Origin of the sequence: Labrenzia sp. 5N (genome assembly GCF_012395805.1) — a bacterium.
Taxonomy (GTDB): domain Bacteria; phylum Pseudomonadota; class Alphaproteobacteria; order Rhizobiales; family Stappiaceae; genus Roseibium; species Roseibium algicola.
This window is the reverse complement of record NZ_JAAZTM010000020.1, coordinates 648709-671071: the sequence shown is the minus strand read 5'-3', so window position 1 is coordinate 671071 and position 22363 is coordinate 648709. Positions and strand designations below refer to the sequence as shown.

Genomic DNA, 22363 nt, shown 5'->3' with positions numbered 1-22363 from the left:
GTCACCTTGCCGTACAGAAATACCACCTTTACGCCTAACCGCGCAGGCCAGGGCTTCGTAGAAGATAATTTGCGCACATGGATTTCCCGGTGCGGTCTGCTATTGCAGAAACAGGCCTGAAAACGGGCGAAGACGACACCAACAAGACGAAAGACTGCTGAATGTCCAAGCTGGAAGAGCTCCTTGCCCAGAAGGGGGCGTTGCTTGCCGATGGTGCAACCGGAACGAACCTGTTCGAAATGGGTCTCGTTTCCGGTGACGCTCCGGAATTATGGAACACGGATGAACCGGAAAAGATCACTGCGCTTCACAAGTCGTTTGTCGATGCGGGATCCGATATCATTCTGACCAATACCTTCGGCTGCAATCGTCATCGGTTGAAGTTGCACAAGGCGGAGGGGCGCGTCAGGGAACTCAACATTGCCGCCGTCAAGCTGGCGCGCGATGTGGCCGAAGCTTCCGGACGGACCGTTCTGATCGGAGGTTCCGTCGGACCGACCGGCGAACTTTTTCAACCTCTTGGCGCACTCAGCTATGAAGAGGGTGTTGCAGCCTTCAAGGAACAGATGGAAGGCCTTGTTGAAGGTGGTGCCGACATTTTGTGGGTCGAAACCATGTCAGCCGTCGAAGAAATGAAGGCTGCCGCTGAAGCAGCGCAGAATTTCGACTTGCCATTGGTCATTACTGCCAGTTTCGATACAGCCGGCAAGACGATGATGGGTCTTTCCCCCAAGGGTCTTGGCGACCTTCAGAGCCAGTTTGCCTGCACGCCCGTCGCGATCGGGTCCAATTGCGGTGTCGGTGCGTCGGATCTGTTGGCAGCGATCATGGACATCACCGAAGCCTATCCTGATGCGATAATCGTGGCGAAAGCCAACTGCGGCATCCCTCAGATCAAGGGCGATGAAGTGGTCTACACCGGAACGCCGGAGCTGATGGCAAAATACGCACATATGGCCCTTGATGCAGGTGCGCGGATTGTCGGTGGCTGCTGCGGCACGTCGCCGATCCATCTGGCTGCAATGCGCGCAGCCTTGGATGCCCACCAGGCGGGTGCCCGGCCGACGCTGAACGAGGTAATTGCCGAAATCGGTCCGCTTGTTTCGCCTCCGAACAAGGAAGCTGATGCCGCCCGCGCAGAAAACGACGGTTCGGGCTCCGGTCGGCGCAGGGGTCGCAGGCGCAGCTAGATCTCGCGCTCAAGCCACAAGTCAGGGTTTTAAAAAGGCGCCAATAGGCGCCTTTTTTCGTCGAAAGTCCTGCAACAGTGTTGCAGCTGTCACGTAAGCCCTCTAACGCATCCCGATCGTTTTGCGGAAGGTCGGCAAGTCGCGATGCTGCATGAGTAGGAACTGCGCGCCGTCCGATCCGCAAGCTAACGGAACCGCTTCGAGCCTGAAGCCAGAAACGGACACATGTTTTGCGCCCTGTTGGACTTGCACTGATTGCTCTGGCTGCCCTGATCCCTCTTTTCTGGTTCGCCCCGTTGGCTGCATCGCGAGATCCGGTGGCGCTTTTCAGCCAGTATCTTGGAACCGCTGCATTAATCGTGATGGGGATCAACCAATTCCTGGCGACGCGCATACCGGGGCTGGAACTGGTGTTCGGGCCGCTCGACCGGATCTACGTTTTGCACAAATGGCTCGGCATCATCGCGATGGTGGGCCTGGGACTGCACGACATCATCGATGCGGATATGGACGGTTTGCGTGGTGGGCCGCTGGCCGACGCTGCTGAAGACATAGGTGAGGTTAGCCTTTACGGTCTTCTGATCCTGGTGCTGGCATCCGTCATCACCTTCATTCCCTACCACTTGTGGAAGTGGAGCCACCGGCTGATCGGCGTCTTCTTTTTCATGGGAGCATTCCATTACTTCTTTATTGAAAAGCCGTTTGCGAACGCAGACCCGCTCGGGCTTTACGTTTCTGCGTTCTGTGTGCTCGGCCTTGTTTCCTATCTATGGATGTCTGTTCTGCGGCCGTTGGCACCACGTGGCCACGCCTACAAGGTTGTCTCCGTTCGTCACATCAATGGCCTGACGGAAGTGCTCCTGGAGCCGAGGGGGCGAGGGCTGAAACATGTGGCCGGACAGTTCGCCTTCCTTTCGGTAACGGGAGGAGGCTTGACGGAGGAACATCCGTTTACACTCAGTGCCGCACCACGCGATGACAGGTCGCTGCGTTTCACGATAAAGGATCTTGGCGACTACACCAGCCGCCTGTACCGCGAGCTGAAGGTAGGCATGGAGGCTACGGTTTCCGGTCCTTATGGCAATTTCTCGATGCCGTCCGGACGGGATCCTCAGGTCTGGATTGCCGCCGGTGTCGGAATAACTCCCTTCCTTGCGTTTGCGCAGAGCCTGAAACACCGGGAGAGCGGGCCGGTAAAGCTCTACTATTGTGTGCGCGAGCGTGGCGACATTCCATATGTGGCTGACCTTCAGCATTTGGCTGAAGAAACCGGCAAGCTTGAGCTGATGATCGTCAATTCGCTTGAAGGCGTCAGGCTGACGCCCGAACGGATTGTCGAAGACCTGAAGGGCGATCTGCGCAATGCCCATGTCTTCTTTTGCGGGCCTGCGCCTCTTCGCAAGACGCTGAAGAGCAGTCTCGTGCTGAAAGGCTTGCGAGCCAGCCGGTTTCACTTCGAGGAGTTTCAGATGCGAACCGGTATTGGCCTGGGCAGACTGGCGGTCTGGCTTTGGGATCGGGGAATTTACGCAATCGAAAAACGCCGCGCCGAAAAGACACAGCCAGCAGAATAGGGCCTCCGACCTGCGAAAGCCCGCTTCGTGCGGGAAAAGCTTATTGCAGCCAGGGGGCTGACGCACTCCAGAAGATGATGTCAACGCCAAGATAGTCGGTGGCAAACTTGATAAATTCCGAACGGGTAAAGGTCTTGCCCGTTTCCGGATTGATGTACTCCAAAGTGGGCTCCTGGATCGCCATCGCGATGACCGGCAATTTGTCCCGGTACTGGTGAAAGAAGGGGTAGGAATTCTTCATCTGTGCTTTTCGATGCGGAACGATATCGGGACCGCCCAGACCGATTCCGAGTTCGGCTGCTTTTTCGAAACTGCGCTGCATGTAGCCTTCACTGTTTTCCCACTCGCATGGCCAGAAGTTGACGTATTGAACGACATGGGATGCCTGGAACGCTTTGCGCGCATGGACCATGTTTTCCAATGTCGCGTTGAAATAGGCGTCGCAACTGAAGCCTGTCTCGTCCTTGCGTCTGTCAACGTCGATCGAGCTTTCCGGCAGGTTGAGGCCTTCGATGCGGCCATCGAACTGGTCCGCAAGGGCAGTCAATAGAGCCTGGTAACGGGAGCGAACCGCTTCATTCCATTGAACGGCTACCCAGCCTTCTGGTGTCGGGGTTTCGGCTTCACTGTCATCCACCTGCCGGGCAAGACCGCCTGCATAGAGCGGATCTTTCAGCAAATAGTCCGGCACAAAGCGAGCACCTTCCCAGAAGAAGCGGTCCTGAAGTTGGAGAAAAAACGCCTTGTCGAATTTTTGGGCTACGGCGAGGTCCCGCTCGATTGCGGAAAAGTCATAACGACCTTTTTCCGGTTCAAGCATTCGCCAGTTGTAGAGGATCTGAACGCCCGAAATCGCCGGATTGTGCAATAGCTCACGTGTCTCGGAAAACGCACCTGCACTGGTGTAGAGGTAATGTTTGACGTCGGCCACGGCGATACCGGGGAACGTCATTATCGAGGCAGCCGCAACAAGCGACGGCAAGGGGCGAAGGCTGCGAGCGGAAAATACTTTGCACAAGGCTGCAATCAGTCTGATCAATTGAAGACCCTCATTATCTGAAAAACGAAAGCCTGACAGAGGACTGAAGTGAGGCCCTTGTGTGTCTGGATCCGCTTTTGCCCAAGAATCGAATTGACGTGAACGTAAGATGAAATCAGATTATGAGTTGAAAAAGAAAGTGGTAGGGGAGGCTACATGACACCGGTTATGACTGAGACCGAAATCATGGAAATGCTGGACAAGGAATTTCCGCAAATCCATGCAGGTGGTCGAGTTTATTCGATCGACAGCGTCTCACCCGGGAAAGCGGTCCTGCGCCTTTCCGCCAACGAGCTGCACCTGCGCCCGGGGGGCACAGTCTCAGGTCCTTCCATGATGGCGCTTGCCGACCTGGCCGCTTACGTCGTGATCCTGGCTCATATTGGACCGGTCGCGCTTGCCGTTACCACAAATCTCAACATCAACTTTCTGCGGAAACCTGAGGCGGGAGATCTTCTCGCCACGTGCCGCCTGTTGAAACTCGGCAAGCGTCTTGCCGTTGTCGATTGCGAAATTGCAGGTGAGGGACAGGAAGAACTCGTGGCTCATGCCACGGCGACCTATTCCGTTCCTCCCCGCTGATAGTATCCGGACTGGCGGCCTCGATGTCAGGCTGATTGCCTGCTGCGCCTTACGGCATTACGAGTTTCTCCTTCGGGACTGCTGAAATGGAGGTCCGGTTCATTGTGCCGGCCAACTGATCGAATCTTTTTAGATCGGGAAGCTTTTGGCCATTTTTCCTGATCTTGTTGGGGCGATAGACATTGGCTGATACGGGGAATGCAAGCATCACCGTTGTCTGGATGATCAGCACCTGGCCAGGTTTGGCACGAATTTATGGGTTCTAATTTGCGGTATTATAATACCGTTTTTTTAAGTTGTTGAAAAATATAAAGAAATAAGAGGGGTGGTGAAAATATCGTGCTTGACGCTTATTCTGCGTGAGCGTATAAGCGCCCCCGAACGAAATTTCGGTCCGTTCGCTGGCTTGTTACAGGCCGCGCGGGCCTTTTCTTTAACCGACCAGTACGGATCAATCTCATGAAGACCTTCTCTGCCAAGCCGGCTGAGGTCGAGAAAAAGTGGATCTTGATCGACGCAGAAGGAATGGTTGTCGGCCGTCTCGCCGCATTCATCGCCAATCACCTGCGTGGCAAGCATCTGCCGACCTTCACGCCTCACATTGACACCGGTGACAACGTCATCGTCATCAATGCCGACAAGGTTGTGTTCACCGGCCGCAAGTACGACAACAAGAAGTACTACTGGCACACCGGCCACCCGGGCGGCATCAAGGAGCGCACCGCACGTGCAATCCTCGAAGGTCGTTTCCCGGAGCGCGTTCTGGAAAAAGCCGTTCAGCGCATGATGCCGGGCGGTCCTCTGTCCAACAAGCAGCTGAAGAACCTCAAGGTCTACGCTGGTCCGACCCACCCGCACGAAGCTCAGTCGCCGGAACTCGTCGACGTCAAGGGCCTCAACGCAAAGAATGACGGCAAGAGGGCTTAACAATGGCTGAGCTGCAATCCCTGGAAGAACTGGGCGGTGCGGTCGAAACCGCTGCCCCCGAAGCTCCGGTCCATGTCCAGAAGCTGGACGCCAATGGCCGTGCATATGCAACCGGCAAGCGTAAAGACGCTATTGCCCGCGTCTGGATCAAGCCGGGCACCGGCAAGATCGTGATCAACAAGAAGGACTACACCGAGTATTTCGCTCGCCCGGTTCTTCAGATGATCCTTCAGCAGCCGATCATGCTGACCGATCGTGCAGGCCAGTACGACGTTATCGCAACGGTTACCGGTGGTGGTCTGTCCGGTCAGGCTGGCGCTGTGCGTCACGGCCTGTCCAAGGCTCTGACCCACTATGAGCCGGAACTGCGTGCGGTTCTGAAGAAGAACGGCTTCCTGACCCGCGACAGCCGCGTTGTCGAACGTAAGAAGTTCGGTAAGCGCAAGGCACGCCGGTCGTTCCAGTTCTCCAAGCGTTAATCGCTGGATCTGGAAGTTACCAGTTCGAAAAACCCGCCGGAGCGATCCGGCGGGTTTTTTGTTGGCATCAATGCCTGCTAGGGCTTTGGCACGTTTGCAGCCACCCATGAGGAGGACAATCCGCTGAGTTCGAATGTGAAAGATCAGGCATCTACAACCCAGGCAAAATTTCTGTCTGGAAGTCTGTTTCGCCATGTGACCGTAATGTCCCTGACCGCGTCTATCGGTCTGATGGCGATCTTTGCTGTCGACTTTGTCGACATGATCTTTATTTCCATGCTGGGCAAGGCGGAACTGGCGGCGGCAGTCGGATACGCCGGCGCGATCCTTTTCTTCACCACCTCGTTCAACATCGGCGTTGCCATTGCCGCCGGTGCGCTGGTGGCCAGGGCACTGGGGGCAGGGGACAAAGAGGAGGCACGGCAACAGGCTTCCAATGCTCTTACGGCGGGGTTCCTTTTCAGCGCGGTCTTTGCACTGGCCGTTTGGATTTCTCTGGGGCCGCTTGTCACGTTGATCGGCGCGACCGGTCAGACCCATGATCTCGCAGTTCATTATCTAGCAATCATCGTTCCGACGTTGCCTCTCCTGTTGCTCGGCATGGCAGGCGGAGCCGTTCTGAGAGCGCATGGCGATGCCCGGTGGGCGATGATGTCGACCATTGTCGGCGGGCTGGTGAATGCAGTGCTTGATCCGATTTTGATCTTCGGCTTCGACCTGGAACTGACAGGGGCAGCAATAGCCAGCGCAGCATCCCGCGTCGCCATTGCCGTTTTCGCGCTGGTACCGATCTTCCGCTACCACGGCGGCCTGACATTGCCGCGTCCGAAGGCTCTTTTCAGGGACATGTCGCCAATTGCCGCGATTGCCTGTCCAGCAATTCTTACCCAACTCGCGACACCGGTGGGGCAGGCCTGGGTAACCCGGTCAATGGCCGAATTCGGTGAAGCGGCCGTCGCAGGCATGGCGGTTGTCGCGAGAATGTCGCCATTGGCCTTTGCAACCATCTTTGCGCTGTCCGGAGCCGTGGGGCCCATCGTGGGGCAGAACTATGGGGCGGGACGGTTCGACCGGGTGCGTGACACGCTGCGCGAAGCGCTTCTGTTTACGGCACTTGTGGTCGGCCTGGCCGCGTTGGTCCTGTTCATGCTTCGTGAACCGATCGCGCATCTGTTCGAGGCCGAAGGTGTTGCCCTGACCCTGATTTTCCTTTTCTGCGGTCCCTTGGCGCTGGCCTTCTTTTTCAACGGCGCCATCTTTGTTGCGAACGCCTGCTTCAACAATCTGGGCCGGCCGTTCTATTCAACCATGCTCAACTGGGGAAGGCACACGGTCGGTACGATTCCCTTCGTCTGGATCGGGGGAGCGCTCTATGGGGCGCCTGGTGTCCTGATCGGTCAGGCAACCGGAGGCGTCTTGTTCGGTGTCGCTGCCATCCTCATCGTGCGTGGTGTCATTCGCTCCGTCGAGGAGCATCATGAGAAACCGCGAGAACCGGGGCTCTTTCAGCGTCAGGCGCGTCAGGTCATCCTGTTCTTTTCAAGAAGGTAGCCGGTCAATCACATTCGACCCGGTTTGACCGGAGGCAACTTGTGTGTGACGCGCTCACTTCGGCTTCTTCGACCACTGATACGGATCAGTTGCTGGAACTTCGGGCATTCCATGTGTGACGGTGCAGGACAGTCGGCGACGTGACGGATCATGTCGCGAAGTGCTTCCAGCGTGTGGATTTGTCTGTCGAGTTCATCTGCTCTCATGTGAAGACCGGGCCGTGAGAGGGCAGGGCGGCCGTCGGAGCCGAACATTGACTTGATCTCTTCCAGCGAAAAGCCACCGGTCTTGCCAAGCGTGATCAGGGCAAGCTGGTCCAGCACCTCCGGTCCGAACAGACGCTTCAGCCCCCGGCGACCCACGGACGTGATCAAACCCTTTTCCTCGTAGTGGCGAATGGCCGATGCAGCGATGCCCGTTTGTTTCGATACTTCGGAAATATCCATTAATTTCATCTATTGACCTCAAGTCGACTTGAATTTGTAGGCTGTGCTCCTGGCTTTCAAAAGGCAAGGAAAATCCATTATGTCTTCTCAACCTCGATCAACAGGTCGACCGCTCTGGCTGGAAACAGCAGCAATCGCGCTGCTGATGACGGCAACTTTGAAAATCATGGCAAATGCGACCATCAGCCCGGCGCTTCCCGCGCTCGAGGCAAGCTTTCCGAATGAACCCGCGGCGGCCTATCTGACCCGCTTCCTGGTCGCAGCGCCGTCGCTGTCCGTTGTTCTGATCGCACCGTTCGCCGGGCTGGCGGCAGACAGGTTCGGAAGAGGTCCGCTACTGCTGGCTGGTGTTCTTCTGTTTGCCTTTGCCGGTAGCGCTGGAGCCTACCTGCCAGACCTGCAGTCGATCCTGGTGAGTCGTCTTTTGCTGGGTGTTGCGGTCGCCATGACGATGACTGCGCAGGTTGCGCTGGTTGGGGACCTGTTTTCCGGTCAGCGCCGAAGTGCCTTTATGGGATGGCAGACGGCGGCGATCAACTTCAGTGGTTTCCTGTTCATCGGCTTTGCCGGTTGGCTTGCAGGCCTGTCTCCACGTTTGCCGTTCCTGGTCTATATGTTGCCTGTTCTGCTGGTGCCGCTGTTGCTGCCGATCCTGCAACAGGAAAGAAACACTCGCCGCGAGAGTGCGGCCAGCACAGCCGCAAATACAGACCTTGCCTCGCAAAAAGGATGGCTTGTTCCCGCATTGGCTGTTGGCCTGCTGACCATGGTCACCGTCATGTTCTTTTTCCTGATGCCCAGCCAGTTGCCGTATTATCTCGATGAAAACGGCATCGATAGCGCTTCTGGAACGGCAATGGGGCTAGGTGCATTGACACTGACCGGAGGCGTGGTTGCGATTGCCTACAAGAGGATCAGCTCCCTCGTCGGCCTGTCTGCGTCTTTCAGCATCGGCTTTGTGTTGATGGGGCTGGGATTCGCCATTCTTTCGATAGACGCTCTCTGGCCGCTCATCCTCGGCGGTGCTGCGCTGGTCGGGGCGGGTTATTCTCTTGTGCAGCCGTCGTTTCTGCTGCTTGCGTTGCAAGTCGCACCGGAAGAACGGCGTGGCAGCGTTTCGGGCATCGTGACGACAGCAATGTTTCTGGGCCAGGTCGTTTCGCCGCTGGTCCTGACAATGCCCATTCAGGACTTCGGTTTTGCCACTGTCTACCGGGGAACAGCGCTGGCGCTGGTCCTGTTCGCCGCTGCGGGGTTCAGCTTGTTGCTGTTTCGCCCATTCAGGCCAAGGCACGCTGGCTGAAGCGGCCAAAAGCCGGGGCATTTAGGTGTGCCCCGGCCAAGGTGTCAGGACTTCAAGGCTTTACCCGCTGCATAGGTTTCAACGACAGCACGATCATCGCCAAGGGTCTGCAGCACGAAAAGCTCTTCCGATAGAGATTCGGCGGTTTCCATCCGCAAGGCCATCGGTTGGGTCGCACGCGCATTCAGGACCACAAGGTCCGCATCTGTGCCCGGCTCCAGTGTGCCGATCCTGTCTTGCAGTGAAAGCGCTTCGGCGTTGCCAAGCGTTATCCAGTGGAAACAGGCGAGAGGGTGGAGGCGCTGGCGCTGGAGCTGCAGAACCTTGTAGCCTTCGTCGAGCGTGCGCAGCATGGAATAGTTTGTGCCACCGCCAACGTCGGTGGCGATGGCCGTGCGAACGCCAGCCTGCTCCAGCCCGGCCTTGTTGAAGAGACCGCTGCCGAGGAACAGGTTTGACGTCGGACAGAAAACGGCAACGGAGCCGGTTTCCCGCATGACACCCAGTTCCCGGTCGTTCATATGGATGCAGTGACCGAGCAAGGTCTTGCGGCCGAGCAGGCCAAACCCTTCGTAAACGCCAAGATAGTCTGCCGCTTCCGGGTAGAGTTCCAGCGTGTAGGCGATTTCGTTGTGGTTTTCGTTGATGTGGGTCTGCAAATGGCAGTCCGGATATTCCCTCAACAATGTTCCGGCAGCTTCAAGCTGCCCGGGTGTCGACGTGATTGCAAAGCGCGGGGTGACGACGTAATGCGCCCGTCCGCGTCCATTCCATTTTTTCAGCAAAGCCTTGCTGTCGTCATAGGCGCTTTGAGCAGTGTCGCACAGATCGGCAGGCGCGTTCCGGTCCATCATTGTCTTGCCACCCAGCATCAACATGCCGCGCCGTTCCGCCTCCTCGAAATAGGCGTCGACCGAGGCGGGATGGCTGGAACAATAGGCGGAGGCCGTGGTGGTGCCATGGGCAACAAGCGCGTCATAAAAGGCCTTGGCGATCCGTTCCCCATGAGCCTTGTCCGCAAACTTCATTTCTGCCGGGAACGTGTAGTCGTTCAGCCAGTCCAGCAGTTGGTCCGCCCAGGACGCAATCACCTGTGCTTGGGGGAAATGAATATGGGTGTCGATGAAGCCGGGCAGGATCAGATGTGGCCGATGATCGATGATGGCCGTTCCTTCATCGGCGGTGGCAGCAACGTCCGCAAACTCGCCGCAAGCAGCAATCTTGCCGCCCCGAAGCAGAAGGGCACCGTCTTCGATATAGCTGTAAGCGTCCGTGTCATCCGGCCCTTTGGGGGCGGTGGAGAAAGAAAGCAGCCTGCCGCGCAGGATCTTCGGGGTCATGTCTGCCACGGCAGGAATTCCTCATGGAGATGGACCGGCAATTGCCAGTTTGTTCCTCGTTTTAGTCCTGGAGGCGCAAGGCGACAACGGTCCCGTGACGGTATCCCGTGGATCGCCGCGCAATTCGAAGAAAGACGGGAAATAATCCCGAGGACAAAATATGTGTGTGAGGCAAGCCGACTTTATTGCCCGGATCCAGCCAGGGAAAATAGCGCTCCACCCAGCGCTGCCAGTGTGGCGAGAATGGCAAGACAGGCATAAAACGTGAAAATGGTGGCCGCACCTTCCGGAATTGCGGTGTTTTCGTTTCTGGCGTTCCAGGCCGTTGGTGCCGGGTCCTGCGCCGAATTTCTGTCATAGCCAGCCATCCTGACTTCAGGCTAACCGGCAAGAGATAATCTCGCGTAAACGGTTGGGGACTTCAAAACAGCGGCAATGATCGGGAAGGGTGTCCTCAGAAATCTCAGAAACTCAGGAGCCTTCAGTTACCTCGATCGTCACGTGGCCGATGCCATGCCTTGTCTTCAACCGCTCGCGGATTTGCTGCAAAACGGCGTCCGGACTGTCTTCCGGTTTCAAGATGGCATGCATGGTGGCATTCACCTTGCCTTCGGCCAGCGACCAGAGATGGATGTGATAAACGTCGGCGAGGCCAGGGACTTCATTCAACAGATCGGTTTTCAGGGTGTCCCTGTCGATGTCTGCCGGTGCGCCTTCCAGCAGGATATGCGCGGACTGGCGCATTACCGCGACCGCAGAACGAACAATCAGCACAGCGACGAAAACCGACAGGATCGGGTCAATCGGATACCAACCCGTGAAATAGATGACGATGGCGGCCGCGATCGCCGCAACGGAGCCGAGTAGATCGCCGAGCACATGCAGGATCGCAGAGCGCATGTTGAGCGATCCGTCGCCGCCTCGCTGCAGAATGAAAAAGGCGCCGATATTCACCAGAAGGCCGATTACGGCAATGATGAACATCGGGCCTGCAAGAACGGTCTCCGGCTCCATGAAGCGCCCGGCAGCTTCCACGCAGATCCAGCCTGTCACCACCAGCAGGAATATGGAATTGGCGAAGGCAATCAGTACCGGTAACCGGTCGCGGCCATATGTTAGCCGGGCATCTGCAGGTTTCTTGGATTGCTGAAAGGCCCACCAGGCCAAACCCAGCGATGCGGCATCCGTAACCATGTGGACGGCGTCCGCCATCAGCGCCAGAGACCCTGAAAGCCAGCCACCGATCAGCTCCGCAAACATGAAGGCAGCAATCAAAAGCCCTGCCCACGCAACAGCGCGCGCGTTCTTGTCCGTCACTTCAGGGGTGTGATCATGGTCGTGCCCTTGACCATGGTCGTGGTCGTGAGAATGGCCGTGCGCACCGCCGCCGGCATGGTCGTGATGGCCGCTGTCGCTCATGGCTGTGATCCTTCCTTTGCACGGAGAGGTGGGCGACCCGATCTTTCGACATATCCCCACGGTTGACAAGAAGCGGAACAGGAACAGCACCAAAGAGACGGGGGACAAGTTCTGGTTCAACACTCTGTAGCGGGCCTTGCGGCTCGGGATTGGCGGGACGATCCATCACTGGTAAAACCTGAAAGACCGTCCTCGGGTGTCCGGTAAATGACACACCCGGCAGTCCGTGCCGCTTGATCCGGAGCGGCGCAAAAATCCTGCCACACCAGACTTCAAGGAAATTGTCATGTCAGCAGAATTGCCGCGGGAAACCGACAACGCATTTCTGGGTAAATCGGTCAAGGGCGGTTCGCATGAACCGACCTATGCAGGCGCGCTGTCCTTCATGCGCCGCCGCTACAGCCGCGATCTGACCGGGATTGACCTGGCGGTTTGGGGCATCCCGTTTGATGCCTCTGTTTCCAACCGTCCGGGGGCTCGGTTCGGTCCTCAGGGGGTGCGCCGCGCATCCGCCATTTTCGACGGCGACCCGCAATACCCGTTCGAAATGGACCCTTTTGAGGTTCTTGCCTGCGTGGACTACGGCGACTGTGTATTCGACTATGGCCGCAACGCTGATATTCCCGGACACATCCAGTCTCAGGCCTCTGATATTCTGGCTTCCGGGGCGCATCTGTTTTCCATCGGTGGCGATCATTTCGTCACCTATCCGCTTCTCAAGGCGCACGTGGCCAAACATGGCCCGCTCGCCCTGGTGCAATTCGATGCCCATCAGGACACCTGGAACGATGAAGGCGACCGGATCGACCACGGCACCTTCACTGGACGCGCCGTGCGAGAAGGCCTTATCGACCCAGACCGTTCGATCCAGATCGGCATCCGTACCCATGCTCCCGAAACTTGCGGGCTGGAAATCATTCATGGATACGAGATGGACGAATTGGGTATCGGCGGCGTGATCGACAGGATCAAGGCCCGGGTGGGCAATGGCCCGGCCTATATGACATTCGACATCGATTGCCTTGACCCGGCGTTTGCGCCCGGTACCGGTACGCCTGTTTCCGGTGGCCTGTCCTCTCGCGAGGCATTGTCGGTTCTGCGTGGGCTGGGGTCATTGAACTTCGTCGGCGGTGATGTCGTCGAAGTCGCACCGGCTTACGACCATGCCGATATCACCTCGATTGCCGGCGCTAGCGTCGCGCTGACCTACATTGGCCTGCTTGCCGAAAAGCGGAAACAGGCAGGCTGAGGCCAGAACAGGCGCAACATGGAAACGAACCTCAGCTTCCGATTTGTCAAAACGCCGGGCAGCATGCCGTTGCCGCCCGGTGTCGCCAGGCAGTTCAAGGTGTTTGGCACCGGGCAAAGTCTCGAGGAAGCACCTGCCATGGTGTTCGAACTGGACAAGCCGCACATGAGAGGCGTTACAAGCATTCGCATCGGCCCACAGACTGCCTGGGCACTCGAGTGCAAATCCAGGTCCGGTACTGGCAGCTGGCAACTGAGGACCGATGCGGACGTCAGCATCGGACAAATCGGGGGACGAGGACCTTTGAAGCAGGGCTGGCAACTGGAAGTGCCTGGAAGCAATGTTCAGTTCAGCCTTGCCAACCCTGACAGTGTTGCCAAACAAACCGTCCGCACGATGCTTGGTGGCGACACGGAAGCTCTGGTGCTGTTGGCAGACGGCAATCCAGTGGGGACGCTGGTCCGCAAACATCGGGATCAGGCAGAAGGCAAGAAAGCCGGTTTGCTGTCAGGTTTGAAGAGATTCGTGACGGGCAGGGATTGGGTGCTCGACATTCACGAGCCGGATTTGCGCAGCAAGATCGCGGGGCAGGAGCAGCAAGTTGCGCTTGCCGCACTTGGTCTGGTCGCCATCGTGAGTCTGGAGTTGAGCACAGCCGACTGAACAGCGACCCGCTTCAAGGAGACATTCAAAGGAAATCAGCCGTGTTTGCTGCGCACTGCCTTCCCGGGAAGGTTGTCGTTGTGCGGAACAGCAGTCCAGAAACGGTAGAGCGGGGTTTTGTCCTTCATGGTCTGGTAAAGCTGGATCAACTTGCCGAAGCTGACGAACTGGGCCGCATACGCAACGGCCAGACCTGTCAGCGACAGGATTGGCGATGACAGGAAGCCGCCGAGCAACGCAATCAGCCCACCCATCCAGAAAACGAGATAAAGCGTTGTAATCCGGGCACTGTCGGTGGCGGGAACGGGGAGGAACAATCTGTTGAGCCAGATCTTTTCTCCAAAGCTCACGCGTTTGGCCCAACTGGAGGCCTTGCCGGTTTCCCCGACAAGCCTGGGGACAGCGATCACGCCTGCCAGTACCGCAAAAGCGAGCAGAAGTGCGCCCCAGACACCAAGCCAGGCTTGCGTCCACAAGGCACCGGTCAACATGCCAGGTGCGAGTATCTTCATGAAAGTTGCCAGCGCAGGCGCTGGCCTGCCGGTCGCTGCTTTGGGCAGAAGAACGGGAGCTCTCAGGCCATTGGCATCTTTCAATGCCGGACGGGCAAGGGGGCTCGGGTGACGTTGCGTGGTTTGCATATGCTGAAGCCAGCCTTTCGGATATTCGGCAATCTTACCCGGCGAAACGGGGACTTGGCAAACAACATTCTGTCGCAAGCAACAGTAAAGATCGTGAAAAATACCTATGTCAGAGATCGGTATCACTAAGTATTTGAATCGATATCTCCTGGAGATTTTGGTGTAGTTTCAATGTGTTTGCCCGGATGGGCTAGTTCGTTCGATGAATAATAAAACACTAATGAGTAAAAAGGCCTGCGTTCTGTTCAGTTCATTGTTTTTTAGTTTGAAATCGGCAAAAATAGCCAAATACTTGAGAGTGATAAATCCAATCAATTGGACTGGAGCATGGTCTTACAAACAAGCCAGGATGATGGGGACGCGGAAAATAGCGAAATAGTTTCGTCCCTGGCCTCCGAGCTGGATCGGCTTAACCACATCACGAAGCTGTCAAGAAGTGACGAACTTCGCCTCAGCGGCGACTGGCTTCATACACTGCTTAACGAGGTTTCCGATTATCTCTATGTGAAGGACCGCAGCTCGCGCTTCGTCATGGCGAACTTGCAGGTCGCGCTTGATGTCGGTCTCGATGATGCTTCGCAATTGATCGGCAAGACCGATCTGGAGCTGCATCCAGAAGAGACCGGGTCCAAGTTCCATGCGATCGAGCAGGAGATCATGGCCTCGAATATTCCGCGTATCGATTTCGAGGAGCCGTCAATTCTGGCGAACGGCAAGCGGAAATGGTTCTCCTCGTCCAAGTACCCGGTCACAAACAGCAAGGGTGAAGTCGTCGGCATTGTTGGCCTCTCGCGGGACATCACCGAGCGCAAACGGGCGTTACTGCTGCAGCAGGGGCAGAACAAGGTCCTTCAGGAAATTGCTGCGGGCAGACCCTTGAACGAGGTGTTGACGACACTCGTATTGACCATTGAAGACCAACTCGATGGAGTTATGGGGTCGATCATGCTTGTGGATGACACAGGCGAGCATCTTCTGGCGACTGTCGGTCCCAACCTGCCGCAAGACTACCTGGACATCACCGACGGTATACCTGTGAGCCCGAAAATGGGTTCATGCGGAACCGCTGTGTTCCGCCGCGAGAGTGTCATCGTCGAAGATATCCAGAAGGACCGACTGTGGGAGGATGTACGCGACCTTGTTGCTCCTTTCGAATTGCGGTCCTGCTGGTCGGTGCCGTTTTTCGGCAAGGACAGCAAGGTTCTGGGCACGTTTGGGCTCTACACCAAGTCAACGCGCAGCCCGACGGATCACGAGCTGAAGCTTGCACTGGAAGCTGCCCGGCTTGCGTCCGTAGCGGTCGAGCGTGACCGAGCCGAACGCAAGATCCGCTATCTGGCCAATCATGACGTCCTGACAGGCCTGCCCAATCGGCAGGAGTTCAAGACCAAGCTGGAAGAAAAGGTGTCCGAAAGTGACAGGACCGGCGTGCCTGTTGCCGTCGTTTTTGTTGATCTCGACAATTTCAAGTTCGTCAACGACAGCTTCGGACATGCGATTGGCGACCAGGTGCTGATGATTGTCGCGGAACGGATCATGGCCGTCCACGACGGTGCTCATCAGGCCATCCGCTTCGGGGGGGACGAATTTGTCCTGATTGTCGACCGTGACACGGCAGAGAAAGCCGCCCTCAACGAATTCATGGCAAGGCTGCGGGACGAGATCACCAAAACGATCCAGATCGATGACCTGTCGTTCCATGTTACCTGCAGCATTGGTGCTGCGTGTTATCCGCAGGATGCAGACAGTGCAGCACAGCTTTTACGGAATGCCGACAAGGCGATGTTCGAAGCAAAGTCCGCAGGACGTGACAGCTTCAAGGTCTATGAGCAGACCCGTCCGGAACGTTCGGTCAACAAGCTGACACTTCTGGAGGAAATGCGGACCGGCATCGAGAACGGCGAGTTTTTCCTGGAATACCAGCCGCAATACAATCTGGTTAGCGGCCGTATCGTCGGTGCGGAAGCGCTGGTGCGCTGGCAACATCCGGCACTTGGTCGCATGATGCCGGGCGAGTTCATCACCCTGGCGGAAGAAAGCGGCCTGATCGTGCCTCTGGGCAGATGGGTGACACGCGAAGCCTGCCGGCAGAACAAGGAATGGCAGGAAAGTGGCCTGATGCCGATTACGGTTGGCGTCAATGTTTCCGCCCGTCAGTTCCGGGACGACGGTTTGATTTCGGATGTTCGCGATGCACTCGAGGAAACCGGACTTGCCGCGACCTACCTTGAGCTGGAGCTGACCGAAAGCCTGCTGATCAAGAATGCGGATCAGGCCGTTGGACTGATGGACGATTTCCGCCGGCTGGGCGTGAAGCTCGCCATAGATGATTTCGGCACCGGATATTCAAGTCTCGCCGCGCTGAAAAGCTTTCCGCTGACAAGGCTCAAGATCGACCGCAGCTTCATCAGCGATCTGGATTTCGACGAAAGCGACCGATGTATCGCAAAGGCCATCATTTCCCTCGGGCGGGAACTTGGGCTCTGTGTCGTGGCAGAGGGCGTGGAAACCGCAAAGCAGCAGGCCTTTCTTGCCAGCTGCCGTTGTGAAGTCGTCCAGGGCTATCATTTCGGCCGCCCGATGGCCGCCCGCAAGTTCGGCAAGCTGCTGGCCATGACATTGACGCCTCTGGACGCGCATTTCGGTTGAGATATACGCTTCGGAAACAGCCGTTGTCAGCGCCGGGAGATTGGAGCTCGCGGGGATGCGTCCTGGCGCAGCACGTTACACCTTGGTCATTACATAAGAGCCGGGCGCATCCTCAAGGATCTTGACCCGGTTTGCACCCGGTTTGCGGGCCTTGACCTTGGCGTCGTCATGCGAGCGGATCCACTGATCCCAGTAAGGCCACCAGGAACCAGGGTGTTCCTCGGCATTCTTGAGCCAGTTCTCCAGCGTTCCCTTGGCTTCCGCGCCTGTCCAGAACTGGTATTTCTTCTTTGCAGGCGGGTTGACCACACCGGCAATATGCCCGGAACCTGCCAGCACGTAATCGACCGGGCCACCAAAACAGCCAGACCCCAGAAAGACCGATTTCGGCGGTGCGATGTGGTCTTCACGCGTTGCCAGATTGAAGATCGGAATGGTCACCTTGGAGAGATCCAGGTGCTCGCCCGCGATTTCCATTTCGCCCTTGGACAGCTTGTTGTCCAGATAACAATTGCGCAGATAGAACGAATGGTTCGCGGCGGGCATGCGTGTGGAATCCGAGTTCCAGTAGAGCAGGTCAAACGGGAAGGGGTCCTGGCCCTTCAGGTAGTTGTTGACCACATAGGACCAGATCAGATCGTTGGAGCGCAGCATGTTGAAGGCGGACGACATCTTGGAGCCGTCCAGGTAGCCGTGCTCGGCCATCCTCTTTTCAAGGACCGAGATCTGTTCTTCATCGACGAACACCTTCAGGTCACCTGCGAAAGTGAAGTCGACCTGTGTGGTGAAGAAGGTCGCGGTCTTGATGCGGTCGTCGCCGATCTTTGCCATATAGGCAAGCGTGACCGCCAGCAATGTGCCGCCGACGCAGTAACCGATGGAATTGACCTCTTCCTGGCGCGTTGCCCGCTTGATGACGTCGAGCGTATTGAGGATGCCTTCCTTCATATAATGCTCGAAGCTCTTTTGAGCCTGGCGTTCGTCCGGGTTGACCCAGGAAATGACAAACACTGTGTGGCCCTGGTCCACCGCCCACTTGATGAAGGATTTTTCCGGATTGAGGTCGAGAATGTAGAACTTGTTGATCCACGGCGGAACGATCAAGAGAGGACGCTTCAGGACCTCGTCGGTAGATGGCGAATACTGGATTACCTGACAGACGTCGTTCTGCGAGATCACCTTGCCCGGCGTGGTGCCGAGGTTCTCGCCGAGCTTGAATTTTGTCGGGTCGGTCTGGCGGATCTTCAGCTCGCCCTTGCCGGTTTTCAGATCCTCGACCAGGTGCCGCATACCCTTGACCAGGTTTTCGCCGTTGCTTTCCAGTGTCAGACGTAACAGCTCGGGGTTTGTAAGCACGAAATTGGACGGGGAGACGGCATTGGCGATCTGGGTGACGTAGAATTCGGCCTTGTGGCGTGTGTGCTCATCCAGCCCCTGGGCGTCGTGGACCATGTCCTCCGCCCATTTGCTGGTGATCAGGTAGAGCTGCTTGATGAAATCGAAGAACTGGTTTTTTTCCCAGTCCGGATCGGCAAAGCGCTTGTCACGTGCCGGAGTTTCGATCGCCGGTGTAGACGGTTCGCCCATCATCCGTTTCAGCGAGGAATTCCAGAGATCGATATAGCCGCTCCACAAGCGCGACTGGGCCTCGACGGCGCGCTGCGGATCGGAAGCCCAGTATTCGCCAACCTGAGCGAGGGTCTTTACGACACCGGTCAGCTCGTCGGTCGAATCGTGGGTGATCTTGCCCTGTTCCCGGGGCTCGATATAGGCCGCCAGTGCCTTGCCTGCCTGCTCGAGCGTCTTTGCAAGATTCTGTGCAAAGGCTTCCGGGTTGTTGATGATATACTGCAACATGGGATGGTCGCGGTCATCAGCCATAGGCAGGGATTTCCTCCGGTTGTCTTGCCCCATTCAGCCCACGAAAGGCCTGTGAGCCCTTGTTGTTCAATCGCGTTATCTTGTTATTTTTTCGCCGATATTTTGAACTATCGGCTATTTATGACACAAGGTAACGTCTCCGTCGATTGGATTTCAATCCACGTTCAGGCCCTCTGGCTAGTGGAAATTTGTGACGATCGGATGGACGAGGAAACAAAGTGGTGGAGGATCGGTTGAGCTGCATGCGGAACGTGCTGGCACTGGGTGGGTGCCTGCTTCTCGCCTTTGGATTGTCGGCATGCGCCGTCGGGCCAGGGACACCCTTGCTTGATGCGCTGAAAACCGAGCCCGGGCAGGGGAGAGGCAACGTCCCGGCACCGAAAGGCTATGGTGCAATCGTCAATCCCGGCGAGTCTTCCGGCCTCATCAATCCGAAGGAGAGGCAAGAGACGCAGGCCTATCTGGAAACACTTGCGTCTGAGTGACGCAGGGGACGATGCCCAATACATATGCGGATGATGTGAGGTGGCTAAAGAAGATAAAATATTGATAAATATACGGATTAAATCTTTCCTTTACGACTGGCGGTCTAGGCTGCAAGCCTTGATCGCAAGGCCTTTGTTTTCATGACGCTCGATACACCGACACTATTTACCTGCATTATGATTGCCGAGTTTGCCGGTAGCGTCATCCTGTTCCTTTTTTACATGTTCTGGCCCGGACGGAGCGTTGCCTGTTCGAGAAGCCTCGCCCTGTGGTCTGCAGGAATGTTTCTGGCGGCTTGCGGGACGGTTCTCCTTGCATTTCGCGGGACAATTCCGGACCTTTTCAGTATCGTTGCCGCTAACTTCCTGGTCATTCTCGGGACCGGCCTGAGGCGAAGCGGCTTCGCCGTGTTCCTGGGCCGCAGCGGTCATGTCTGGGTGTTCGCAACGATAGCGTTCGCCTGGCTCGTTCTATGCCAGTTTCCCGAATTTCAGGACAACTTCCTCACCCGGGTGAATTATGTTCAGTCGGTGCTCATCCTGAGTGGTCTCTGGGTCGTTTGGATGGCGTTCTTCGAAAATCGGGAGAAACTCTATTCAGCACGTATGCTTGGCATGACAACGCTGGTCGAAACCGCGGGGTTCATGTGGTTTACCTTTCACCAGAACATACTGCTGTTCCCGTCCTTCCAGTCGACGTTCACGGAAGGGTTCATGAGCACCTACCTGATCACCGTTCTGTTTTCGATCATCATGACGATCGTCCTGCCGGCTTCCATGGTCATCGAACGATCCTTGCACGGTTTCAGGGAGCAGGCTCTTCAGGACGACCTGACAGCTCTGCCGAACCGACGGGCGTTTCTCAACGATGCGGAGGACTGGATCGCTTCGAACTCCTCCCCAAAGGGAATTTACAGCCTCATCCTGTTTGACATGGACCAGTTCAAATCGGTGAACGAGCGTTTCGGTCAGGCGATGGGAGATGCGCTCCTGCAGCTGTTCGCGCGCATCTTGAAGGATACCCTGGTCGAAAACGCCATTTCAGGGCGGGTAGGCGGTGCCGGATTCGCCGTGTTCCTGCCGGAGGGCAACAAGGAACTCGCCCATTTGACTGCCCAGAGGATCTGCAGGCGTTTCGGGCTGGAATGTCAGGAAGCGTCTGGCGGCCGGTTGATGGTGACCGCGAGCGTCGGTCTGGTCAGTGCCAGCGTTTCGACGCCGCTGGAGCGTGCGATGGAAGCTGCTGAAGGTGGCCTGCACAGGGCAAAGAAACAGGGCCGCGCACAAATCGTCACGATGGATCTTGCGCCCAATGGCCGGCTTATCAAGGACGCAAAAAGAACCGGTTTTTCCGTGCTTCGGAAAAAGGCGGCCTGATCTCTTCCTTTCTTTGATTGTCGCGACGCGCCCGGGACAGTGGAATGGTGGATCTGGCTCCGGAAGGCGGTCCGCTTACTGCTCCCTTGCCATTCACTCCTCGCCAGATTTTTGCTCCAGCACACCGCGATTTGTAGGACATTTAAGCCGTTAGTGGAGCTAGGGCGACCGAGGACTACTGCCAAAGCAATCATGTTCTAAAAAGCGCTACAAATTTAGTCGGCTAGCGACGCAAAGACGGGTGCGTATTTTTATCCGGACTGCTAAAAGAGCCCCGCTGCACCGTCGCCGCGCCCGGCAAGGGAGCGCAGCTGATACTGTCAACTCGCAAGGATTCGCGTCATGGAGGAATTCCATAAGATCAAGCGGCTGCCGCCGTATGTGTTCGAACAGGTGAACCGTTTGAAGGCGAAGGCGCGCGCGGCGGGAGCGGACATTATCGATCTTGGCATGGGCAACCCTGACCTGCCGACACCGAAGCACATTGTCGACAAGCTGACCGAAGTCGTGCAGGACCCACGCACGCACCGCTATTCCGCATCCAAGGGCATCGGAGGCCTGCGCAAGGCACAAGCGGCTTATTACGGTCGCCGGTTTGGCGTGAAACTGGATCCCGATACCCAGGTGATCGCGACACTCGGCTCCAAGGAAGGCTTCGCCAACATGGCGCAGGCCATCTCCGCACCCGGGGATGTGATTCTGAGCCCCAATCCCAGCTATCCGATTCACACCTTCGGCTTCTTGATGGCTGGCGCCTCGATCCGCAACATACCGGCGGAACCGGGCCCGGCGTTCTTCGATGCGCTTGAACGCGCGGTGATCCATTCCGTGCCGAAGCCGATCGCAATCATTCTTTGCTACCCGGCGAACCCGACGTCCTATTGCGCGGATCTCGACTTCTACAAGGATGTGGTCGCATTCGCTCGCAAGCACAACATCTTCATCCTGTCTGACCTGGCTTACTCCGAAATCTATTTCGGTGCGACACCGCCGCCATCGGTTCTGCAGGTGCCGGGTGCCATGGATGTCACCGTCGAATTCACATCACTTTCGAAGACCTTCTCCATGCCGGGTTGGCGCATGGGCTTTGCTGTCGGCAACGAGCGGCTGATTGCTGCGTTGTCGCGAGTGAAATCCTATCTCGATTACGGCGCCTTCACACCCATTCAGGTTGCAGCAACCGCGGCCCTGAACGGATCGGATGACTGCATCCGTGAAACCCGCGAAATCTACAAGAAGCGCCGCGATGTAGTGGTCGACAGTTTCGGCAGGGCCGGCTGGGATATTCCGGCACCGGAAGCCAGCATGTTCTGCTGGGCACCGATCCCCGAGAAGTTCCGGGCGCTCGGCAGTCTGGAATACTCCAAGCTGCTACTGGAAAAGGCGGAAGTGGCCGTCGCACCAGGTATCGGTTTCGGTGAACACGGAGACGAGTACGTCCGCATCGGACTGGTGGAAAACGAACAAAGACTGCGTCAGGCAGCCAGAAATATCCGCCGCTTCCTTGAAACTGCGGATCAAAAGCTGCACAACGTCATCCCGCTCGGGACCAAAGGTTGATAAGAACT

The 22363-nt window shown here is 57.0% G+C and carries 20 protein-coding genes; 13 read left to right on the top strand and 7 right to left on the bottom strand.

All coding sequences use genetic code 11. From position 1 onward, the window contains the following. The first annotated feature begins 161 nt into the window (after positions 1 to 161). Positions 162 to 1190, top strand: a complete 1029-nt coding sequence (bmt, locus tag HEP89_RS23625; protein WP_055653920.1) for a betaine--homocysteine S-methyltransferase — start codon at positions 162 to 164, stop codon at positions 1188 to 1190. Between the two features lie 230 nt (positions 1191 to 1420). Continuing rightward, positions 1421 to 2764 (top strand): ferredoxin reductase family protein, encoded by a 1344-nt coding sequence (locus HEP89_RS23620; RefSeq protein WP_168693196.1) that lies wholly within the window; start codon positions 1421 to 1423, stop codon positions 2762 to 2764. Positions 2765 to 2804: 40 nt separating this feature from the next. Here HEP89_RS23620 and HEP89_RS23615 read toward each other — a convergent pair whose 3' ends face one another. Beyond that, positions 2805 to 3716: a hypothetical protein gene (locus tag HEP89_RS23615; protein ID WP_168693195.1), complete on the bottom strand. Its 912-nt coding sequence runs from the start codon at positions 3714 to 3716 to the stop codon at positions 2805 to 2807. Positions 3717 to 3959: 243 nt separating this feature from the next. On the opposite strand from HEP89_RS23615, the gene HEP89_RS23610 reads away from it, so the two are divergent. From HEP89_RS23610 to HEP89_RS23595, 4 genes are all read left to right on the top strand, one after another. Next, positions 3960 to 4385 carry a PaaI family thioesterase gene (locus HEP89_RS23610; protein WP_168693194.1) on the top strand — a complete coding sequence of 142 codons (426 nt, stop codon included), beginning with the start codon at positions 3960 to 3962 and terminating at the stop codon, positions 4383 to 4385. Between the two features lie 459 nt (positions 4386 to 4844). Further along, positions 4845 to 5312 carry a 50S ribosomal protein L13 gene (rplM, locus tag HEP89_RS23605; protein WP_006935155.1) on the top strand — a complete coding sequence of 156 codons (468 nt, stop codon included), beginning with the start codon at positions 4845 to 4847 and terminating at the stop codon, positions 5310 to 5312. Between the two features lie 2 nt (positions 5313 to 5314). Next, positions 5315 to 5791 (top strand): 30S ribosomal protein S9, encoded by a 477-nt coding sequence (rpsI, locus tag HEP89_RS23600; RefSeq protein WP_022999426.1) that lies wholly within the window; start codon positions 5315 to 5317, stop codon positions 5789 to 5791. A 204-nt stretch (positions 5792 to 5995) separates the two neighbouring features. After that, on the top strand, positions 5996 to 7342 hold the full coding sequence (locus tag HEP89_RS23595) for an MATE family efflux transporter (RefSeq protein WP_168693193.1): 1347 nt from the start codon (positions 5996 to 5998) through the stop codon (positions 7340 to 7342). An 8-nt stretch (positions 7343 to 7350) separates the two neighbouring features. On the opposite strand, the gene HEP89_RS23590 is transcribed toward HEP89_RS23595, so the two are convergent. Further along, positions 7351 to 7797, bottom strand: coding sequence for a helix-turn-helix domain-containing protein (locus HEP89_RS23590; RefSeq protein ID WP_051990147.1), 447 nt, complete (start codon positions 7795 to 7797; stop codon positions 7351 to 7353). A 70-nt stretch (positions 7798 to 7867) separates the two neighbouring features. Between HEP89_RS23590 and HEP89_RS23585 the strand changes: the two genes are divergently transcribed. After that, positions 7868 to 9091, top strand: a complete 1224-nt coding sequence (locus HEP89_RS23585) for an MFS transporter (RefSeq protein WP_168693192.1) — start codon at positions 7868 to 7870, stop codon at positions 9089 to 9091. Positions 9092 to 9135: 44 nt separating this feature from the next. Here the strand turns inward: HEP89_RS23585 and guaD are convergent, their stop codons facing one another. The 3 genes from guaD to HEP89_RS23570 all read right to left on the bottom strand — a co-directional run bounded on the left by guaD (position 9136) and on the right by HEP89_RS23570 (position 11850). Continuing rightward, positions 9136 to 10431: a guanine deaminase gene (guaD, locus tag HEP89_RS23580; protein ID WP_168693510.1), complete on the bottom strand. Its 1296-nt coding sequence runs from the start codon at positions 10429 to 10431 to the stop codon at positions 9136 to 9138. A gap of 182 nt (positions 10432 to 10613) precedes the next feature. Then, a complete protein-coding gene (locus HEP89_RS23575) occupies positions 10614 to 10799 on the bottom strand; it encodes a hypothetical protein (protein ID WP_168693191.1) in 186 nt (61 codons plus the stop codon). A gap of 103 nt (positions 10800 to 10902) precedes the next feature. Then, the gene (locus HEP89_RS23570) at positions 10903 to 11850 is read right to left on the bottom strand and encodes a cation diffusion facilitator family transporter (RefSeq protein WP_055653938.1); all 948 of its coding nucleotides are present in this window, start codon (positions 11848 to 11850) and stop codon (positions 10903 to 10905) included. Positions 11851 to 12136: 286 nt separating this feature from the next. On the opposite strand from HEP89_RS23570, the gene speB reads away from it, so the two are divergent. Both speB and HEP89_RS23560 read left to right on the top strand, forming a co-directional pair. Next, on the top strand, positions 12137 to 13099 hold the full coding sequence (speB, locus tag HEP89_RS23565; protein WP_168686967.1) for an agmatinase: 963 nt from the start codon (positions 12137 to 12139) through the stop codon (positions 13097 to 13099). Positions 13100 to 13117: 18 nt separating this feature from the next. Next, entirely contained in the window at positions 13118 to 13762 is a 645-nt protein-coding gene (locus HEP89_RS23560; RefSeq protein WP_077293013.1) for a hypothetical protein, read from the top strand. 35 nt (positions 13763 to 13797) lie between these two features. On the opposite strand, the gene HEP89_RS23555 is transcribed toward HEP89_RS23560, so the two are convergent. Next, on the bottom strand, positions 13798 to 14403 hold the full coding sequence (locus HEP89_RS23555) for a DUF6653 family protein (protein ID WP_168693190.1): 606 nt from the start codon (positions 14401 to 14403) through the stop codon (positions 13798 to 13800). 327 nt (positions 14404 to 14730) lie between these two features. On the opposite strand from HEP89_RS23555, the gene HEP89_RS23550 reads away from it, so the two are divergent. Then, positions 14731 to 17052 carry an EAL domain-containing protein gene (locus HEP89_RS23550; RefSeq protein ID WP_168693189.1) on the top strand — a complete coding sequence of 774 codons (2322 nt, stop codon included), beginning with the start codon at positions 14731 to 14733 and terminating at the stop codon, positions 17050 to 17052. Between the two features lie 75 nt (positions 17053 to 17127). Here HEP89_RS23550 and phaC read toward each other — a convergent pair whose 3' ends face one another. Continuing rightward, entirely contained in the window at positions 17128 to 18933 is a 1806-nt protein-coding gene (gene phaC, locus HEP89_RS23545) for a class I poly(R)-hydroxyalkanoic acid synthase (RefSeq protein ID WP_055653945.1), read from the bottom strand. 233 nt (positions 18934 to 19166) lie between these two features. On the opposite strand from phaC, the gene HEP89_RS23540 reads away from it, so the two are divergent. The 3 genes from HEP89_RS23540 to HEP89_RS23530 all read left to right on the top strand — a co-directional run bounded on the left by HEP89_RS23540 (position 19167) and on the right by HEP89_RS23530 (position 22355). Then, a complete protein-coding gene (locus HEP89_RS23540) occupies positions 19167 to 19418 on the top strand; it encodes a hypothetical protein (protein ID WP_152506738.1) in 252 nt (83 codons plus the stop codon). Positions 19419 to 19559: 141 nt separating this feature from the next. After that, entirely contained in the window at positions 19560 to 20795 is a 1236-nt protein-coding gene (locus HEP89_RS23535; protein WP_062488910.1) for a GGDEF domain-containing protein, read from the top strand. Between the two features lie 342 nt (positions 20796 to 21137). Further along, a complete protein-coding gene (locus HEP89_RS23530; RefSeq protein WP_022999411.1) occupies positions 21138 to 22355 on the top strand; it encodes an LL-diaminopimelate aminotransferase in 1218 nt (405 codons plus the stop codon). Positions 22356 to 22363 lie beyond the last annotated feature (8 nt).

Bases quoted from the DNA above. Each gene is read 5' to 3' on its own strand.
- HEP89_RS23590 (WP_051990147.1), bottom strand. From the start codon at position 7,797: ATGAAATTAATGGATATTTCCGAAGTATCGAAACAAACGGGCATCGCT.
- HEP89_RS23570 (WP_055653938.1), bottom strand. From the start codon at position 11,850: ATGAGCGACAGCGGCCATCACGACCATGCCGGCGGCGGTGCGCACGGC.
- HEP89_RS23615 (WP_168693195.1), bottom strand. From the start codon at position 3,716: ATGACGTTCCCCGGTATCGCCGTGGCCGACGTCAAACATTACCTCTAC.
- phaC (WP_055653945.1), bottom strand. From the start codon at position 18,933: ATGGCTGATGACCGCGACCATCCCATGTTGCAGTATATCATCAACAAC.
- guaD (WP_168693510.1), bottom strand. From the start codon at position 10,431: ATGACCCCGAAGATCCTGCGCGGCAGGCTGCTTTCTTTCTCCACCGCC.
- HEP89_RS23610 (WP_168693194.1), top strand. From the start codon at position 3,960: ATGACACCGGTTATGACTGAGACCGAAATCATGGAAATGCTGGACAAG.
- HEP89_RS23595 (WP_168693193.1), top strand. From the start codon at position 5,996: ATGTCCCTGACCGCGTCTATCGGTCTGATGGCGATCTTTGCTGTCGAC.
- speB (WP_168686967.1), top strand. From the start codon at position 12,137: ATGTCAGCAGAATTGCCGCGGGAAACCGACAACGCATTTCTGGGTAAA.
- HEP89_RS23555 (WP_168693190.1), bottom strand. From the start codon at position 14,403: ATGCAAACCACGCAACGTCACCCGAGCCCCCTTGCCCGTCCGGCATTG.
- HEP89_RS23535 (WP_062488910.1), top strand. From the start codon at position 19,560: ATGACGCTCGATACACCGACACTATTTACCTGCATTATGATTGCCGAG.
- HEP89_RS23550 (WP_168693189.1), top strand. From the start codon at position 14,731: ATGGTCTTACAAACAAGCCAGGATGATGGGGACGCGGAAAATAGCGAA.
- HEP89_RS23560 (WP_077293013.1), top strand. From the start codon at position 13,118: ATGGAAACGAACCTCAGCTTCCGATTTGTCAAAACGCCGGGCAGCATG.
- HEP89_RS23530 (WP_022999411.1), top strand. From the start codon at position 21,138: ATGGAGGAATTCCATAAGATCAAGCGGCTGCCGCCGTATGTGTTCGAA.
- HEP89_RS23575 (WP_168693191.1), bottom strand. From the start codon at position 10,799: ATGGCTGGCTATGACAGAAATTCGGCGCAGGACCCGGCACCAACGGCC.
- HEP89_RS23585 (WP_168693192.1), top strand. From the start codon at position 7,868: ATGTCTTCTCAACCTCGATCAACAGGTCGACCGCTCTGGCTGGAAACA.
- rplM (WP_006935155.1), top strand. From the start codon at position 4,845: ATGAAGACCTTCTCTGCCAAGCCGGCTGAGGTCGAGAAAAAGTGGATC.
- rpsI (WP_022999426.1), top strand. From the start codon at position 5,315: ATGGCTGAGCTGCAATCCCTGGAAGAACTGGGCGGTGCGGTCGAAACC.
- bmt (WP_055653920.1), top strand. From the start codon at position 162: ATGTCCAAGCTGGAAGAGCTCCTTGCCCAGAAGGGGGCGTTGCTTGCC.